At 32.8% G+C, this 16,430-nt stretch carries 19 protein-coding genes; 13 read left to right on the plus strand and 6 right to left on the minus strand.

The window, feature by feature from the left end:
- Positions 1-7: 7 nt before the first annotated feature.
- From ISP02_RS01545 to ISP02_RS01555, 3 genes are read left to right on the plus strand one after another with little or no spacing between them, the layout of a single operon-like run.
- Positions 8-448 (plus strand): PTS sugar transporter subunit IIA, encoded by a 441-nt coding sequence (locus ISP02_RS01545; protein ID WP_195719913.1) that lies wholly within the window; start codon positions 8-10, stop codon positions 446-448.
- 5 nt (positions 449-453) lie between these two features.
- Positions 454-738, plus strand: coding sequence for a PTS sugar transporter subunit IIB (locus ISP02_RS01550; RefSeq protein ID WP_195719914.1), 285 nt, complete (start codon positions 454-456; stop codon positions 736-738).
- A 22-nt stretch (positions 739-760) separates the two neighbouring features.
- Positions 761-2,113, plus strand: coding sequence for a PTS ascorbate transporter subunit IIC (locus ISP02_RS01555; RefSeq protein WP_195719915.1), 1,353 nt, complete (start codon positions 761-763; stop codon positions 2,111-2,113).
- A 90-nt stretch (positions 2,114-2,203) separates the two neighbouring features.
- Here the strand turns inward: ISP02_RS01555 and panE are convergent, their stop codons facing one another.
- On the minus strand, positions 2,204-3,121 hold the full coding sequence (gene panE, locus ISP02_RS01560; protein ID WP_195719916.1) for a 2-dehydropantoate 2-reductase: 918 nt from the start codon (positions 3,119-3,121) through the stop codon (positions 2,204-2,206).
- A 307-nt stretch (positions 3,122-3,428) separates the two neighbouring features.
- On the opposite strand from panE, the gene manA reads away from it, so the two are divergent.
- The gene (gene manA / locus ISP02_RS01565) at positions 3,429-4,364 is read left to right on the plus strand and encodes a mannose-6-phosphate isomerase, class I (RefSeq protein ID WP_195719917.1); all 936 of its coding nucleotides are present in this window, start codon (positions 3,429-3,431) and stop codon (positions 4,362-4,364) included.
- A gap of 20 nt (positions 4,365-4,384) precedes the next feature.
- Positions 4,385-5,275 carry an ROK family protein gene (locus ISP02_RS01570; RefSeq protein WP_195719918.1) on the plus strand — a complete coding sequence of 297 codons (891 nt, stop codon included), beginning with the start codon at positions 4,385-4,387 and terminating at the stop codon, positions 5,273-5,275.
- A 59-nt stretch (positions 5,276-5,334) separates the two neighbouring features.
- On the opposite strand, the gene ISP02_RS01575 is transcribed toward ISP02_RS01570, so the two are convergent.
- From ISP02_RS01575 to ISP02_RS01585, 3 genes are all read right to left on the minus strand, one after another.
- Positions 5,335-5,793, minus strand: a complete 459-nt coding sequence (locus ISP02_RS01575; protein WP_195719919.1) for a threonine/serine exporter family protein — start codon at positions 5,791-5,793, stop codon at positions 5,335-5,337.
- A gap of 12 nt (positions 5,794-5,805) precedes the next feature.
- Positions 5,806-6,558: a threonine/serine exporter family protein gene (locus tag ISP02_RS01580; RefSeq protein ID WP_195719920.1), complete on the minus strand. Its 753-nt coding sequence runs from the start codon at positions 6,556-6,558 to the stop codon at positions 5,806-5,808.
- A gap of 225 nt (positions 6,559-6,783) precedes the next feature.
- Entirely contained in the window at positions 6,784-8,064 is a 1,281-nt protein-coding gene (locus ISP02_RS01585; RefSeq protein ID WP_195719921.1) for a homocysteine synthase, read from the minus strand.
- Between the two features lie 235 nt (positions 8,065-8,299).
- On the opposite strand from ISP02_RS01585, the gene ISP02_RS01590 reads away from it, so the two are divergent.
- From ISP02_RS01590 to ISP02_RS01605, 4 genes are all read left to right on the plus strand, one after another.
- Positions 8,300-9,445 (plus strand): bifunctional cystathionine gamma-lyase/homocysteine desulfhydrase, encoded by a 1,146-nt coding sequence (locus ISP02_RS01590; RefSeq protein ID WP_195719922.1) that lies wholly within the window; start codon positions 8,300-8,302, stop codon positions 9,443-9,445.
- 138 nt (positions 9,446-9,583) lie between these two features.
- Positions 9,584-10,288, plus strand: coding sequence for an ABC transporter ATP-binding protein (locus ISP02_RS01595; RefSeq protein WP_195719923.1), 705 nt, complete (start codon positions 9,584-9,586; stop codon positions 10,286-10,288).
- Position 10,289: 1 nt separating this feature from the next.
- A complete protein-coding gene (locus ISP02_RS01600) occupies positions 10,290-11,420 on the plus strand; it encodes an ABC transporter permease (RefSeq protein ID WP_195719924.1) in 1,131 nt (376 codons plus the stop codon).
- 9 nt (positions 11,421-11,429) lie between these two features.
- Entirely contained in the window at positions 11,430-12,086 is a 657-nt protein-coding gene (locus ISP02_RS01605; protein ID WP_195719925.1) for a TetR/AcrR family transcriptional regulator, read from the plus strand.
- A 91-nt stretch (positions 12,087-12,177) separates the two neighbouring features.
- On the opposite strand, the gene ISP02_RS01610 is transcribed toward ISP02_RS01605, so the two are convergent.
- Positions 12,178-12,642, minus strand: a complete 465-nt coding sequence (locus tag ISP02_RS01610) for a thioesterase family protein (protein WP_195719926.1) — start codon at positions 12,640-12,642, stop codon at positions 12,178-12,180.
- 261 nt (positions 12,643-12,903) lie between these two features.
- On the opposite strand from ISP02_RS01610, the gene ISP02_RS01615 reads away from it, so the two are divergent.
- From ISP02_RS01615 to ISP02_RS01630, 4 genes are all read left to right on the plus strand, one after another.
- Positions 12,904-13,812: an ABC transporter substrate-binding protein gene (locus ISP02_RS01615; protein WP_195719927.1), complete on the plus strand. Its 909-nt coding sequence runs from the start codon at positions 12,904-12,906 to the stop codon at positions 13,810-13,812.
- A 178-nt stretch (positions 13,813-13,990) separates the two neighbouring features.
- Positions 13,991-14,416 (plus strand): MarR family winged helix-turn-helix transcriptional regulator, encoded by a 426-nt coding sequence (locus ISP02_RS01620; RefSeq protein WP_195719928.1) that lies wholly within the window; start codon positions 13,991-13,993, stop codon positions 14,414-14,416.
- A 52-nt stretch (positions 14,417-14,468) separates the two neighbouring features.
- Positions 14,469-14,849, plus strand: coding sequence for a VOC family protein (locus ISP02_RS01625; RefSeq protein ID WP_195719929.1), 381 nt, complete (start codon positions 14,469-14,471; stop codon positions 14,847-14,849).
- A gap of 199 nt (positions 14,850-15,048) precedes the next feature.
- Entirely contained in the window at positions 15,049-15,855 is an 807-nt protein-coding gene (locus tag ISP02_RS01630; protein WP_195719930.1) for a Cof-type HAD-IIB family hydrolase, read from the plus strand.
- A gap of 75 nt (positions 15,856-15,930) precedes the next feature.
- Here ISP02_RS01630 and ISP02_RS01635 read toward each other — a convergent pair whose 3' ends face one another.
- Positions 15,931-16,353 carry a universal stress protein gene (locus tag ISP02_RS01635; RefSeq protein ID WP_195719931.1) on the minus strand — a complete coding sequence of 141 codons (423 nt, stop codon included), beginning with the start codon at positions 16,351-16,353 and terminating at the stop codon, positions 15,931-15,933.
- Positions 16,354-16,430: the final 77 nt, after the last annotated feature.

Raw genomic sequence — 16,430 nt, forward strand, 5'->3', positions numbered from 1 at the left:
GGAGCCGATGAACTTAGAAATGTTAACACCAGACAAAGTTCAAATTAAAAATCAAGTTGATAACTGGTCTGAAGCAATTAGTATTGCCTCGCAACCATTATTGCAGCAAGCATATTTTGATAAACGTTATGTACAAGCAATGATTGATAGTGTACATAATTTAGGTCCTTATATCGTTATAGCACCTGAAATTGCAATCGCTCATGCAAGACCAGATGAGTCAGTTAGTAAAGTAGGCTTAAGTTTGTTGAAATTAGAAAAACACATTAATTTTTCTGCAGAAGGTCATTATGCATCATTAATATTTGTATTAAGTGCTGTAGATAATACACAACATTTAGAATTATTAAGGCAATTGGCTCAAGTTTTAGGAGAACAACAAACCGTTGAACGGTTATTACAAACAACGGATAAAAATAAACTCATTAATATTTTAAAAGGAGAATGATGACAATGAAAATTTTAGTAGTATGCGGACATGGTTTAGGAAGTAGCTTTATGGTTGAAATGAATGCTCAAGAGGCGTTGAAAAATTTAAATGCGCCTTCAGATATTAAAGTAGAACATAGTGACGTTATGTCAGCAAGTCCTGATATGGCAGAATTATTTATCTGCGGTAGAGATCTTGAAGAAAACACTAAAAATCTTGGTGAAGTATTAGTGTTAGATAATATTTTAGATAAAGAAGAATTACAAACTAAGTTAAAAGAAAAGTTACAACAGCTAGGTAAATTATAAAAGTTAAAATGGAGGGGATGTTATGAAACCGATTCTAGATTTCATCGTTGATGTATTAAGTCAGCCAGCCATATTAGTTGCTATGATTGCATTAATTGGGTTGAAAGTACAAAAGAAATCAGCAGTAGATGTAACATCAGGCACAATTAAAACGATTTTAGGTTTTCTAGTATTGAGTGCTGGGGCAAACGTAGTTACTCAATCTTTAGAACCTTTCGGAAAAATATTCCAACATGCTTTTGGTGTGCAAGGTGTCGTACCGAATAATGAAGCTATTATTTCCATAGCTTTAAATAAATTCGGCACGACGGCAGCTTTAATCATGGTGTTTGGTATGATTGTTAATATTTTAATAGCACGATTTACAAATTTAAAATATATTTTTTTAACAGGACATCATACATTTTATATGGCAGCATTTTTAGCCATTTTATTATCAGCAGGTAAAATAACAGGGACACTGACAGTTGTTATAGGTGCGATTATTTTAGGATTGATAATGGCAGTATTACCAGCGTTAGCCCAACCGACAATGCAAAAAATAACAGGTAACAATCAAGTCGCACTAGGACACTTTGGTACTATAAGTTACTGGGCAGCAGGCATGATAGGTAAGTTGTTTAAAGGAAAATCTAAATCAACTGAAGATATACAATTTCCAAAAAGTTTAGGTTTTTTAAGAGAAAGTACGATTAGTATTTCTATTACAATGACTGCTCTTTACTTTATAGCATCTCTATTTGCAGGACCTGCATACGTCCATTCAGATATTAGCAAAGGGCAAAATTTTATCGTCTTTTCTTTAATTCAAGGTGTAACTTTTGCAGCAGGCGTATTCATCATTTTAACTGGCGTCCGTCTAATTTTGGCCGAAATAGTGCCAGCATTTAAAGGTATATCTGAAAAGTTAGTACCAAATACAAAGCCAGCACTAGATTGTCCAATCGTCTTTCCTTATGCACAAAATGCTGTGTTGATTGGTTTCTTCGTAAGCTTTATCGTAGGTGTTATTGGTATGTTTGTACTATTTTTATTCGGTGGCGTCATTATATTACCGGGCGTCGTGGCTCACTTCTTCTTAGGTGCAACTGCTGGCGTCTTTGGTAATGCTCGAGGCGGTATTAAAGGTGCGGTAGCAGGTTCGGCACTTAACGGAATTTTAATTACATTTTTACCGCTGTTATTCTTACCATTCTTAGGAGATTTAGGTGGTGCTGCTACCACATTTTCAGATACGGATTTCTTAGCGGTAGGTATAGTATTTGGTAATGTTGCTAAATATTTAGGAATTATTGGTATTATAGTTTTAATTCTAATCATAGCTGCGGTATCTATATTAATTCAAAAACGTGTGGGTCAGAAACAAGCAGAATAATTTTGAATACTAAATGTAAAGGCTGGGACATCGAGAAGATGTGCCAGCCTAAATTATTATGAATATAGTTTTTATAGTTTGTTAAAGTAATTAGTTTAACATCTCATTATAGACATTTAGATGTTGATAAGCAGAACGTAATAAAGGCGCGTCATAATTGTATTTATGTGCTAAATTTAAAATATAGCCTTGAATATGATGGCCTTCGATATTTAAGCCTTTTTCCATGTCACGTTGCATAGACGTTTTAAAATGATAAGACAAATTATCTAATGACTTCATGTAATTGCTGACAATATTATTTGAAATAGGCGCTTGATGTATGCGCATAATTTGTGCAACTTCATTGTACATATCTTCAATATATAATTTACCATCTTCACTATCTCTAATTGGACCTATAGGTGCATGCATTAACGTTGTAACGCTAGACATGACGGTTATCATTAAGTATTTGTGCCACATATCTTTACTAATATTGTCACTTAAAATGATTTTTGCTTTAGAACCAGATAAGGCAGTTTCTATTTTTTTCGCACGTTCAGTTTGTTCGCTAGTAAATTCACCAAAAATTAATTGATCGAAATCACTCGTATGATTAATTTCACCTTGTGAATCTAAGGTTGTTTCGATGATACACAATCCACCAAATACTTTATCTTCTCCAAAGGATTGTTGTAAGCGAGAAACATGAGCAATACCGTTAAGTAAAGGTATGATAATTGTTTGCTCTCCGATAAATGGTTTTAAGTCCTCTATAGCAGCGTCTAAATGATATGCCTTTGTTGATAATAGCACGACATCAAAAGGTTCGGCATAATCTGATTTAGTGATTAACTTGGGAGAAAATACATAGTTACCTTTAACGCTATTGATTATTAGACCATTTTCTTCTAACGACGACTTTCGTTTGGACCGCACTAAAAAAGTAACATCTTTACCAGATTCTGCTAGACGACCTCCAAAATAACCGCCAATGCCGCCAGCACCAAGTACTAATATACGCATGTAGAACACTCCTTTAATATGTATCAAAAACTTAAGTAATTTGTCGTTAACACACATTTATTAGTTATTAAAATTATTATATTATTATTACCCGTAAAAATGAATAGAGTAACGTTTTTGTATAAAATTTAACAAGATATTTCATTTCTTCTATAAGTAAAGTAGCAAGATAAGTTGCTTAAATAACATTCAATCATTAAAATAGTAAAGTGGAAAACGTTTACAATAGACATCAATATTTTATAGAATCTGGTAGTATTGATAGTATATATTCACAATTAAAAGAAATATAAAAGGAGTGAATGACATGCCATTATTTTTAAAACCTGTATTTCAAGAGCGTATTTGGGGTGGGACAAAACTGACTGAATTTGGTTATGATATACCCTATGACAAAACAGGTGAATGTTGGGCAATTTCGGCACATCCAAACGGTGCAAATACTATTTTAAATGGGCGTTACAAAGGCTACACATTAGATCAAGTATGGTATGATAATCGTGCGCTTTTTGGCAACGATGATAGAGAAGCATTCCCACTATTAACAAAAATATTAGATGCTCAAGATAAATTATCAGTACAAGTTCATCCTGACGATGCGTATGCTAAAGAACATGAAGGAGAGTATGGTAAGACAGAGTGTTGGTATATACTAGATGCCGAAGAAGATGCCGAAATCATATATGGCGTTAATGCACAAGATCAAGAAACATTAAATAAAATGATAGACAATCGTGAATTTGATAAATTGTTTAATACTGTAAAAGTAAAAAAAGGCGATTTTTACTATGTTCCAGCTGGGACTGTCCACGCTATCGGTAAAGGTATTATGATTTTAGAAACGCAACAATCTTCAGATACGACTTATCGAATTTATGATTATGATAGAACTGATAAAAACGGTGAACAGCGTGCATTACATTTGAACGAAAGCAAAGACGTCATCGATTTATCTCAAGCATCGCCAAACGTGACACCAATAGAATTACAAAGAGCAGGCGAAAATTATACTCAACTTGTCTCTAATGACTTTTTCACCGTTGAAAAATGGGAGATAGGACATACAACTATTTTTGAAAAACCACAATATTATTGTCTTGTATCCATAATAGATGGTTCTGGTGAAGTTTCAGTAGATGGAGATAAATATACGCTTGATAAAGGCCAACACTTCATTTTAACTTCAGAAGATGAGGCGATTCAATATAATGGTGCCTTTACCATGATTGTAAGCTATGTCTAAATCAAGGAAGGATGTAAATCATGTATAAACTAGCAGTCGATATTGGTGGAACAAAAACGATTGTCGGTATTGTTGATGAGAGTATGGAAATTATTGATTATCAAACTTTTAAGACAATTGCGACGAGCCCGGAGCAGCAGTTCGACCAAATCATCTCATTAGCTACAGACTATATAGAAAAATATGACCAATTAGCACTTCAAACATTGAATATAGCCATGCCAGGTCCGTGTAATTATAACGAAGGTATTTTTTTAAATCCTCCGAACTTACAACAATATAATGGATTTAATGCAGGTGACTATATACGTAAATATAGTGCCTTCGAACCAGCCTTTGTCAATGATACTGATGCGGCAATTAGAGCTGAATACCGTGACTTAGATGTAAATGAGTCCTCGTTTATTTACTTAACAATAAGTACAGGTATAGGTTTAGCATATATGAAGAACGGTAAACCTTTACCTGGCGTAGATGGGAACTTTGGAGAGATTGGCCATACAATCATTAAAACGGATAGCGATTATCAATGTCCTGTATGTAAACAATATGGATGTGTAGAAAATGAAATTTCAGGATTAGCTATTAGTAGAAAAGCAACTGAGTTAATGGGGGAAGAAACTTCTACACGGCAAGCTATTGATATGTATATGAATGAGGAGCATAGCGAAATTACTGCAATGTTGAATGAAGTAATGAAAATGACCCAACAACTATGTAATAACATTTATAGTTTATATAATGTGTATACGATTGTATTAGGTGGTGGTGTTACGAATAGTGCATTACCATATAAAGAAAGTATTGAAAATTATGCGAGAAAACATAATTTAATGACAGAAGGAGAGTTTAAAGTGAAAATTAGTAATTTAAACTCAAATGTTTTGGCAGGATTATATGATGTGAAATAAAAAAGATTGGGTATGAATGATGCGCTTTTAAACAACGTATCTTGCATACTCAATCTTTTTTATAATTTGTTCTTTTTAACACGCCAATATTTTGTAATGTTTAGTGTTTTTGATAGCTGATCCGATAATAGTAAACCTAAAGCAATGGACCCTGCAATTAAGATTGCTCTAATAAATGTTGTACCAGCACTTGTGAAATCTAGTGTTACAAGTTGTTGAGTTGCTCTAAAAGCTAAACTCCCCGGTACCAGAGGAATAATTCCAGGTATCATAAAAATAACGACTGGCGATTTTAATAAACGGCTTAATATTTGGCTAATTAAACCCAAAGTTAAACTCCCTATTAAACTCGTATAAATAGTATCCATTTGCATGGTTTCAATAAAAATAAAATGAACAATATATCCCAAAGCACCTGCTAAACCAGCAGGTATAAATAATTTTTTAGGTGCATCGTAAATAAATGCGAAAAAATATGAAGCGGTAAAACTAAAGAAAAAAGAGAAAGCGAATGTCATTACGATACCTCCTTAATAAATTAAATAGGCGATAGCTATACCAGAGCCTATGGCAAAAGCTATTACGAGCGCTTCTAGAAACTTAGCAGTAAACATTAACATGTGACGACTAAATAAATCTTGGATAGCAGTGGTAATGACAACACCGGGTACAATAGGCATGACTGAAGCAATGATTGAAGCTCCTAAGTTACCACTTACACCAAATAGTTTTGCCCCCAATATGACGATAGATCCTAAAATAAATGAGCCTATAAACTCTGGAATGAACATAGTTAATGATTTACTTTGCATGTATTCAACGATAAAATAACCTATTGAACCTGCAAGAAAAGTAATTACTACATATTGCCAAGTACCATTTAATAAATACAAAAAGCTTAATGAAATTAAACCAGCTACAATGACTTTTTTCCATAAAGCACTCCTATAAGAAGTATGATCAATGCGTTTAAGACTGTCATGTGCTTCTTCTATTGAAATGAGATTACTCGTTAAATTTCTAGATATTGTGTTAACTTGGAATATTTTCAATAAATTGGTTATATTTTTATCAATTCTAATAATACGGGTGTCGTGATCGGGACTTAAGGAGAAATTAATAAATACATTAATCACATATCCTTGACTATCGTAATAACCCATACTTATTGCCATACGACGCATAGTATCTTCTACTCTAGAGACTTCAGCTCCGGAAGACAATAATATTTTACCTGCTAATAAAATAACAGTCATAGTAATTTTATCTCGTTCATTAACCAATAACTCTACCTCCGGTCATGTAAATTAAGTTTATTATCCCAATATCAAACTATAAATTCAAAAAATGTTAAAAGTACTAATATATGTAAGCCTTCGGGTTGTCTGACGTTAGAATGAAGGGTAGTCTAATTGGTGATAAACTACAAGACAATAAAAGCACCTACATACAAATGAAGTGTTGTATGTAGGTGTAAATGTATCTTAATATATTTCTCCATGTCCAAGTTAGACTTTAGTTAATGCCTGTTCTAAATCACTAATGATATCGTCAATGTTTTCGGTACCAATTGATAAACGGACAAGCTCTGGAAGTACTCCCGAAGCTTGGCGTTCTTCTTCGGATAATTGTAGGTGAGTCGTACTTGCTGGATGAATTACTAAAGATTTAGAGTCTCCTACATTGGCTAAATGTGAAAATAGTTGCAAACCATCGACAAAGTTTGAAATTTCATTCACAGTGCCATCGATTCCAAACGTTAGTATTGCACCTTGACCATTAGGTAAGTAGTGTTGTGCTAATTCATTATATGGATTGTCTAGTAACCCAGGATAGTTTACCCATGTAACCTTTGGATGTTCGTTTAGATATTGAGCGACACGTAGAGCATTTTCAGAATGACGCTGCATACGCAAATGCAATGTTTCTAAGCCAATTAAAAATTCATGAACATTAAAAGGTGACACTGCAGAGCCAAGGTCACGTAGTAATTGCACGCGTGCTTTAGTAATGTATGCTGCTTTTCCGACATCATTGACGTATGAAATGCCATGATAACTTTCGTCGGGTTCAACTAGACCAGGATATTTACCATTATCCCAATTGAAATTACCGCTATCTACGATGACACCACCAATAGAAGTACCGTGGCCACCAATAAATTTAGTGGCTGAATGTACGATGATATCGGCGCCAAATTCGAAAGGTCTTAATAAATAAGGTGTTGGGAAAGTATTATCAACAATTAATGGTAATTCATTATCATGTGCAATTTTAGCTACAGCCTCAATATCTAAAATATCAATACGTGGATTACCTATAGTTTCGGCATATACTGCTTTTGTTTTATCATTGATTGCGCTTTTAAAGTTGTCAGGATTACTTGGGTCAACGAAATGTACTTTGATTCCTAATTTTTTAAAGGTTACATTTAACAAATTATAAGTTCCACCGTATAAATTAGAAGATGCGACGATTTCATCTCCTGATTCCACAATGTTTAATAGAGCTAAATGAATTGCAGCTTGACCAGATGATGTTGCAAGTGCGCCTACACCACCCTCTAATGCAGTAAGGCGTTCCTCTAATACATTTTGAGTAGGATTCATGATGCGAGTATATATATTACCATCTTCTGCTAAAGAGAAAAGCGATTGTGCATGATGAGTGTCATCAAATGTGTAACTAGAAGTTTGATAAATTGGTACTGCACGTGATTTTGAAAAATCATCTACTTCTTGCCCAGCATGAATGGAAAGTGTATCTAAATGCCATTTATTCTTACTCAATACAAAGCACTCCTTTTATTAAGAATATTCTGATAATTACAACTATACTATGTGACATTAAAGAAATCAATATATCCTATTAAAGAGATAAGGATTAGTAGTTTGATTGTTTGCTATTATTTGCAAGCTTATTGTATAATACTTATCGATTAAATAGGAATTAATTTATATTTTTAAGTTTTGTACTTAGCAATAGAAATAGAAAGTTCAAACAGAGAGTTAAAGGAGAATTATAATGAATAAAAAAACTCAATTAATACATGGTGGACACACTACAGATGAATACACTGGAGCCGTGACGACACCAATTTATCAAACAAGTACTTATATGCAAGACGGCATTGGTGATTTAAGACAAGGTTATGAATATTCACGTTCAGCTAATCCAACGCGTTCTTCATTAGAAAGTGTTATTGCAGAATTAGAACAAGGTAACTATGGCTTTGCTTTTGGTTCTGGTATGGCTGCAATTACAGCGGTCATTATGTTATTAGATGAAGGCGATCATTTATTAATTAACTCTGATGTTTATGGTGGTACTTATCGTGCCTTAACGAAAGTATTTACGCGCTATGGTATTAAAGTTGATTTTATAGATACGACACATGCCGATCAAATCGAACAACACATTACACCACAAACTAAAATGCTTTATATTGAAACACCTTCAAATCCATTATTGCGTGTTACAGATATAAAAGCAGCTGTAGATATTGCCAACAGAAATGATTTAATTTCTGTAGTGGATAATACGTTTATGACACCTTATTTCCAAAATCCTTTAGCGATTGGTGTAGATATCGTGTTACATTCTGCTACGAAATATATTGGTGGTCATAGTGATGTTGTAGCAGGATTAGTTGCGACAAAACGTGATGATTTAGCTGAACGTATCGGCTTTATTCAAAATTCAACTGGTGGCGTATTAGGGCCTCAAGATAGCTATTTATTAATTAGAGGCATTAAAACATTAGGCTTAAGAATGGATCAAATTCAACGCAATACGTTAGCTATTATTGAAATGCTACAAAATCACGTTGCCGTAAATAATGTATTCCATCCTAGTATTAAAAGTCATTTAAACCATGATATTCATGAAAACCAAACTTCTGGTCATACTGGGGTTGTCGCGTTTGAGGTTGCAGATATTGAAAAAGCTAAAGAGGTCATCAAACAGTCACAATACTTTACTTTAGCTGAAAGTTTAGGTGCTGTTGAAAGTTTAATTTCAGTACCAGCACTTATGACGCATGCTTCAATTCCAAAAGATGTCCGTGAAAAAGAAGGTATTGCAGATGGCTTAATTCGTCTGTCTGTTGGTATTGAGGACACAGAAGATTTAGTACAAGACTTACAACAAGCATTAGATGTAGTTAAATAATTTAATATGTGTTTAATAGCGATACTGAAACTCTAAGTTTTAGTATCGCTTTTTTTGTATTGACAACGTACTAAAAAAGAGTAATATGTAAATAAAGTGAGTGGTCACTCATTTTATTGGCGTGAGGAGGAATACTTTATGATAGAGGTAAAAAATGTAAGTAAATCCTTTGGTAAACAACAAGTGTTGGATGATATATCGATATCATTTAATGCTGGTGAAGTTGTGGGACTAATTGGTCCTTCAGGTACTGGAAAGACGACGTTAATACAGTGCATTTTAGGCATGGAGAAAACTGATGGTGGGCAAGTCACTATTCAAGAACATTCAATGCCGAATAGAAAGATATTATCAAATATTGGTTATATGGCTCAAAATGATGCTTTATATAATGATTTAACTGGACGTGAAAATTTAACGTTTTTCGCAAGAATTTATATACGTGACAAAGAAGATATTAAAAAACGTGTGAACATATGTAGTTCAATGGTTCAGTTAGACAATGATTTGGATAAAAAAGTCGAAATGTATTCTGGTGGAATGAAACGTCGGTTATCTTTAGCGATTAGCTTTTTGCAAAATCCTAGTATCCTTATTTTAGACGAACCTACAGTCGGCATTGATCCTAAATTGCGTCAGGCGATTTGGAAGGATTTAGCTAAAGCAAAGGCAGAGGATAAATGCATTATAGTGACAACGCATGTATTAGACGAAGCTACACGCTGTGACAAGCTCGTATTAATGAACCAAGGAAAAATATTGGCAACGGGTACACCTGATGAAGTGAAAAAACAATATCATACAGATACGATTGAAGGCGTATTTCTGAATATGGAGGGATAATATGAATTCGTTGCACATAGCGGGACGTATTTTCAAACAGACGATTCGAGATGTAAGAACGTTGGCACTCTTACTTATTGCACCTATATTAATATTGTCGCTACTATATTATATTTTCACAGTTGCTGATAATACTAATGGTGTCAAGGTTGGCGTTTCTAACGTACCGGATTCATTAATTACTGAATTGCATGATAAAGATATTCATGTTGAACATTATTATAATAACAATGATATAGCTAATAAAATTAAAAACGACAAATTAACAGGATTTTTGCACAGTGATGGTCAAAAAGTATCAGTGACTTATGCTAACGATAATCCTACACAAGCAGGAGAACTAACAGGTGCAAATCAAAAATGGTTAATGAGTCATAACATGAATGCCATGAAAGATAATACTAATAAATTGCATCAAGCGTTAACTAAAATACAACAAAAAATGCCCGGGGATGGGGGAGACACGCCTCATCAAGATATGGCTAAACCATATAAACTAACAACGCACTATTTATATGGTTCATCAGATTCTACGTATTTTGATATGATAAATCCTATTTTAATTGGATTTTTTGTCTTTTTCTTTACGTTTTTAATTTCTGGCATTGGCTTATTAAAAGAGCGTACTTCTGGCACATTAGAACGTTTACTTGCCTCTCCAATAAAAAGAAGTGAAATTATTTTTGGTTACGTATTCGGTTATGGTAGTTTTAGCGTTATCCAAACTATCGTCGTTGTGTTGTATGCTATTTATATTTTGCACATCAATTTAGTAGGGTCTATAGGTTTTGTTTTATTAACAACAATTCTAACGGCATTAGTAGCCGTAACATTCGGCATATTATTATCCACTTTTGCTTCATCAGAATTCCAGATGATTCAATTTATCCCATTAGTTATTGTGCCACAAGTGTTATTTGCAGGTATTATCCCAATTGAATCTATGAATAAAGGATTACAATACTTTGCGCATATCATGCCATTGTTTTACACGGGACAAACAATGCAAAATATTATGATTAAAGGTTATAGTTTTAATGATATTTACATTTATTTAATAGTGTTAGCAGCCTTTTTTATCTTGCTACTTATTCTAAATATCATAGGTATGAAAAGATACAGAAAAGTATAGGAGGATAATATGAATCAAGATATAAAATCTTTAGTTGAGAGTATAGTCCCTCAGCTTGAATATTTAAGTGATAAACAAAGGCGAGTCATTGAGAGTGCCATTACGTTATTCAGCGAGCAAGGCTTTGATAAGACGAGTACAAAGCAAATTGCGCAGCGTGCAAATGTCGCTGAAGGAACAGTATTTAAGCAGTTTAAAAGTAAAAAAATGTTATTATATGCAGGATTAGTTCCAATTTTAAGAGATCATATCGCACCGGTGGCAGTAAAACAATTTACAGACGAATTAAACGAAACAACTAATTTTGATGAGTTTATAAAGTTATTTGTAGACAATAGGTCTCAATTTATTTATGACAATAGACGTATTCTTAAAGTTGTCTTTAATGAAGCTATTACTAACGAAGATTTCCAAAAAATATTAGTTAATATTTTTACTCATAAGTTAACTAGTAATTTAAAAAGTAAAATTGAATGGTTTATCACCAATGGTAAAATGCGCGACGTTAAACCTGAATTTTTTATGCGTACCGTCATCGCACAGATTATTAATTTAAACATTCCTGTCATAGTAAATCACGACTATACTAAAAGTGAACATTTTGAACAGTTTGCGGTATTTGTGAAAGATGGTTTGTATAGAACTTTCAAAAGTGACGAAGCGTAAAAAATAAAAAACTAACGTAAAGAGACTGAGAAACCTAAGCGATTTCCCAGCCTCTTTATACGTTTGAAGTACCTATATACTAGTCATCAGCTTACTTTTTGGGGATGCCAATGACATGACCGACTTGTTTAGGTACTTCAAATTGCGGTTGTTGTGTGTAATAGTCAGCGATAGTTTGATAAATTTTATCCGGGAACGGTGCACTCTTACGTGTCTCATTACTTACACTAATCATCATTACTTCATAGGTAGCAACTTTTTCTCCCTGTGCATTAGACATTACTAGAATAAGATGCGTACGTTTGGCATCATAATCATAAATATAAGGTCTTACAGTAAAGGAATCACCTAAACGTAATTCTTTTAAAAAAGAAATGTGTGATTCTAAACTAAAAATGGTTACTGGCAAATCTTCACGTTCAAATTCATAACCTACAGATTTGAAGAAATAGACCACGCAATCACTAAATAACGAATAATATTTAGCATCATGCATGTGGTCATTATGATCTATCCAAGATGTTTCGACTGTAAAGTTATACTCAAATGTTGTCATTAGAAGTCCTCCAATTAATTTCACTCTTACAATTTCCTCAATGATATTAGTTTATACCAAATTATTAGATTGTGTATAGAATAATCGCTCAAAATGCTTAATTTTATTAAAATTGAGAACCAAATTGCACTTTGAATCTCAATAATCTTTAAAATATAATTTTAACCTTTCTATTAAATAGATATAGAGATAAAATATAAATAGTTTGGAAAACGTAAATATATAAGAAATAAATTATTAATATAAAAAGGAGTACATAAAATGAAGAAAATAATTATTACATTAATTGCAATGTTACTTGTGTTGACGGCTTGTAGTAATGGTTCTAGTAATAAAAACGATAAAGAAGCAACAAAGAATTATAAACAAGATTCAGGGAAAAATATTAAAGTTCCCAAGAAACCTAAACGTATCGTTGTTCTAGGCGCTACCTATGCCGGAGGATTAAAACAATTAGACGCTAATGTCGTTGGTGTAGCTAAAATCGTCAATGACAGCAAGGTATTAAAAGATAAATTTAAAGATGTGAAAAAAGTAGATCCAGAAAACGTTGAGAGTGTAGCGAAATTAAAACCAGATTTAATCATAGATTATAATACTGATAAAAACCTTAAAAAGTTTCAAAAAGTCGCTCCTACTGTAGCATTTAATTATCAAAAACATGACTATAAGCAACAACATATTGAATTAGGTAAGCTTGTAGGTAAAGAAGATAAAGCGAAACAATGGGTTAAAGACTGGGATAAAAAGACAAAAAATGATGGTAAAGAAATTAAAAAAGCCATCGGTGCTGACACATCAGTATCAATTATTAAAGATTTCGATAAAAAATTGTATGTACTAGGTAAAACTTATGGACATGGTAGTGAAGTGCTTTACGATTCATTTGGTCTAAAGATGCCAGCTAATGTAGCTAAAGCAACTAAGAAAAATGATCTTGCTGAAATTTCGGAAGAAGATATTCCGAAAATGACAGGTGATTACGTAATTACACCAGTAGCTAAGGGTGCTAAATTATCATTCGGCGATAAAGACGTATGGAAAAATAGTAAAGCAGTAACGCAACATCATGATATCAAAGTTGACGAAGGGATTTATTGGTTAAATGATCCTTATTCATTAGACTACGAACGTAAAGATTTAAAATCTAAATTGTTAAAACAACAATAATAAATGTTATTTATGACTCCCACGATAGATAAATGTATCGTAGGAGTTATTATATTTCAATAAACGTATAAAAGTGTATTCGTCACAGTATCTTGAACTTCAAATAATTGTATAAATCATATATACTTAAAGCGTTGAAAACTTTGGCAATTAAATGACAAGGAGGTGTGAGTTGTATATGGATCAAGATCAACAAATCGCACAATGGTTGGAATTAACGCAATATGTGCATTATATTGAAGCAATGATGGAGAAAAGTTTAAGACAACAATATAACCTCAGTTTAAAAGAATTTTATGTATTATATGAAATTAACAATGCTAAAGGGAATAAATATAAAATCAATGATTTAATTAACGTGGTAGATTTAAGTCAAAGTGCCATGTCACGATTGATTAATAGATTAGAAAGCTTTTCACCTAATTATGTATGTAGGAGAGAGTGTGTAGAAGATCATCGTGCTATGTATATATATTTAACAGATGCTGGTGCCGAAATTATAAAGGATGTTAGTAATACTTATGCTAAAATTTTAGAAAAAGTTGATTTTAGTCATATTCGTCAACTTGCACACAATGATAAAAGTAATAGCAGTAATAACTAATACTTGTTAGATGTTTTATTGTAACAAAATATCATTTAAAGGGGGTATTAGTGTGAAAATTACGGGTAATTGGTTAAATTTATGTGTCTCAAATTTGCAACGGAGCGAAGCATTTTATGAAAAAATAGGTTTTGAAATTAAAAAAAATGAGGCAATGTTGGACAAAATGTTAGGTGTTCAAACTAAGGATGAGCATATTATCATGTTAATTGAACAACAACAATTCAAAAAAGCAGCGAGTGTAAACGAAACGACGAACAATGGCGCATTAGTTTCTGTATCTGTATCTACAAATGATGAAGTTGATGAACTTTTAAATTTAGTTGATGCTTCAGATGGGAAAGTTTTACAGCGTGGTAGTGAATTAGAAGGTTATTATGGTGGTCTGTTTAGTGACCCTGATGGTAATCGTTTTAATATTATAACGATGTAAAAACAGCTGGAATATTATTTGAAGCCTTAGGTTATAATATTGTGTTAGCAGTAGAAAGAGATTTGAACATAAATTTATACTTAGTTTAATCAAGTTATTTCCGCTGTTATGGAGTGGGGTATGAAATCTATGATGAAAATTTAGATTTCTGTCACACTCCCTTTTTTGTTAATCATAATCAATGAAAGTAGGGATATTTTTGATTCAAGCAATTGCAGTAGACAAAGATGGTACATTTTTAAATTCGGAGCACACATACGATCATACTTATTTTGATCGATTATTTAACGAAATCAAGCGCCAAAACATTAAATTTATTGTTGCTAGTGGGAATCAATATGCACAGTTACAATCATTTTTCCCTGATAAAGATGAAGATATTACTTACGTAGGGGAGAACGGGGCGGTTACATATTTCAATAATAAATTACTAAATGCTCATCATTTCGATGCGACATTAATTGAAGATGCAGTTAAATTTTTAGAACAAAGGTATAAAATAAAAAATATTATTTTAAGCGGAGTTAAGACTTCATATTTACGGGATGATGCCCCTGAAACGTTTAAAGAATACGTTAAATTATATTATAAAGATATTACATATGTAGACAACTTTGATGATTTAAGTCACGACAAAATCGTCAAAGTAGCAATGCACATCGCTGATGAAACTTTATTGAATGATGTTGTTAATGAATTAAACGCTAAATTTGGTAAGTCTATTCGTTCAGTGACGAGTGGATTTGATAGTTTAGACTTGCTAGTACCTCATGTTAATAAGGGAGAAGCAATTAAAGAATTACTTAAAGAGTGGGGCATTGAAGAAGATGAATTACTAGCATTTGGTGATGCTAACAACGATATCGAGATGCTACAACTAACACCACATAGTTATGCAATGGAGAGCTGCAGTCCTGAATTAGCAGAAGTGGCACATCATCGAGCGCCTTCTAATGACGAATCAGGTGTTTTACATATAATAGAAAAATATTTAAAAGAACAATAATAGTAGTTGCTTTGTTTATATTAAAAAGGGTTATTTCCTACAATGTTAGGAGATAACCCTTTTATCTATTTCAATTTAGTTTACGATATGCACAGGAACGGGGGAATTATTAGCTACTTTATGCGTTACATTGCCTAAGACGTTCCCCAAGCTTGCTTTGTCGCGTTTGTTACTCATGACTACAACGTCGTAGCCATTGTTTTCAAGTTCATTTAAAATTTTACTTCGGATTGGGCCAGAACTGAATTTTATATTAACTTGTACACCTGTTGATTGAAGTTGTTCCACGAAAGGCTGTAGTTTTTCTTCTTTTTTAGCTGTTAAATCTTCTACGTGTTGGTTATCATAACGCACGGAGCTTTGTAATTCTGCATCAGAAATAACATTATAAATGGTTACCGTCGCATCCTCGCGTCCACTACTTAAATTCTCAATTGCTTTCGGTACGTTCGTAAATGAGTTTTCAAAGTCATATGCTAATAAAATATTTTTATACATAACCTTTGCCCCCTTTATTATTCCTATACCCTGTTTCAGCAAAAATATATGTCACTTTAGTTAAATAAATAAATTAT

Origin of the sequence: Staphylococcus durrellii, from assembly GCF_015594545.1 — a bacterium.
In the GTDB taxonomy this organism is placed as follows: Bacteria; Bacillota; Bacilli; order Staphylococcales; family Staphylococcaceae; genus Staphylococcus; species Staphylococcus durrellii.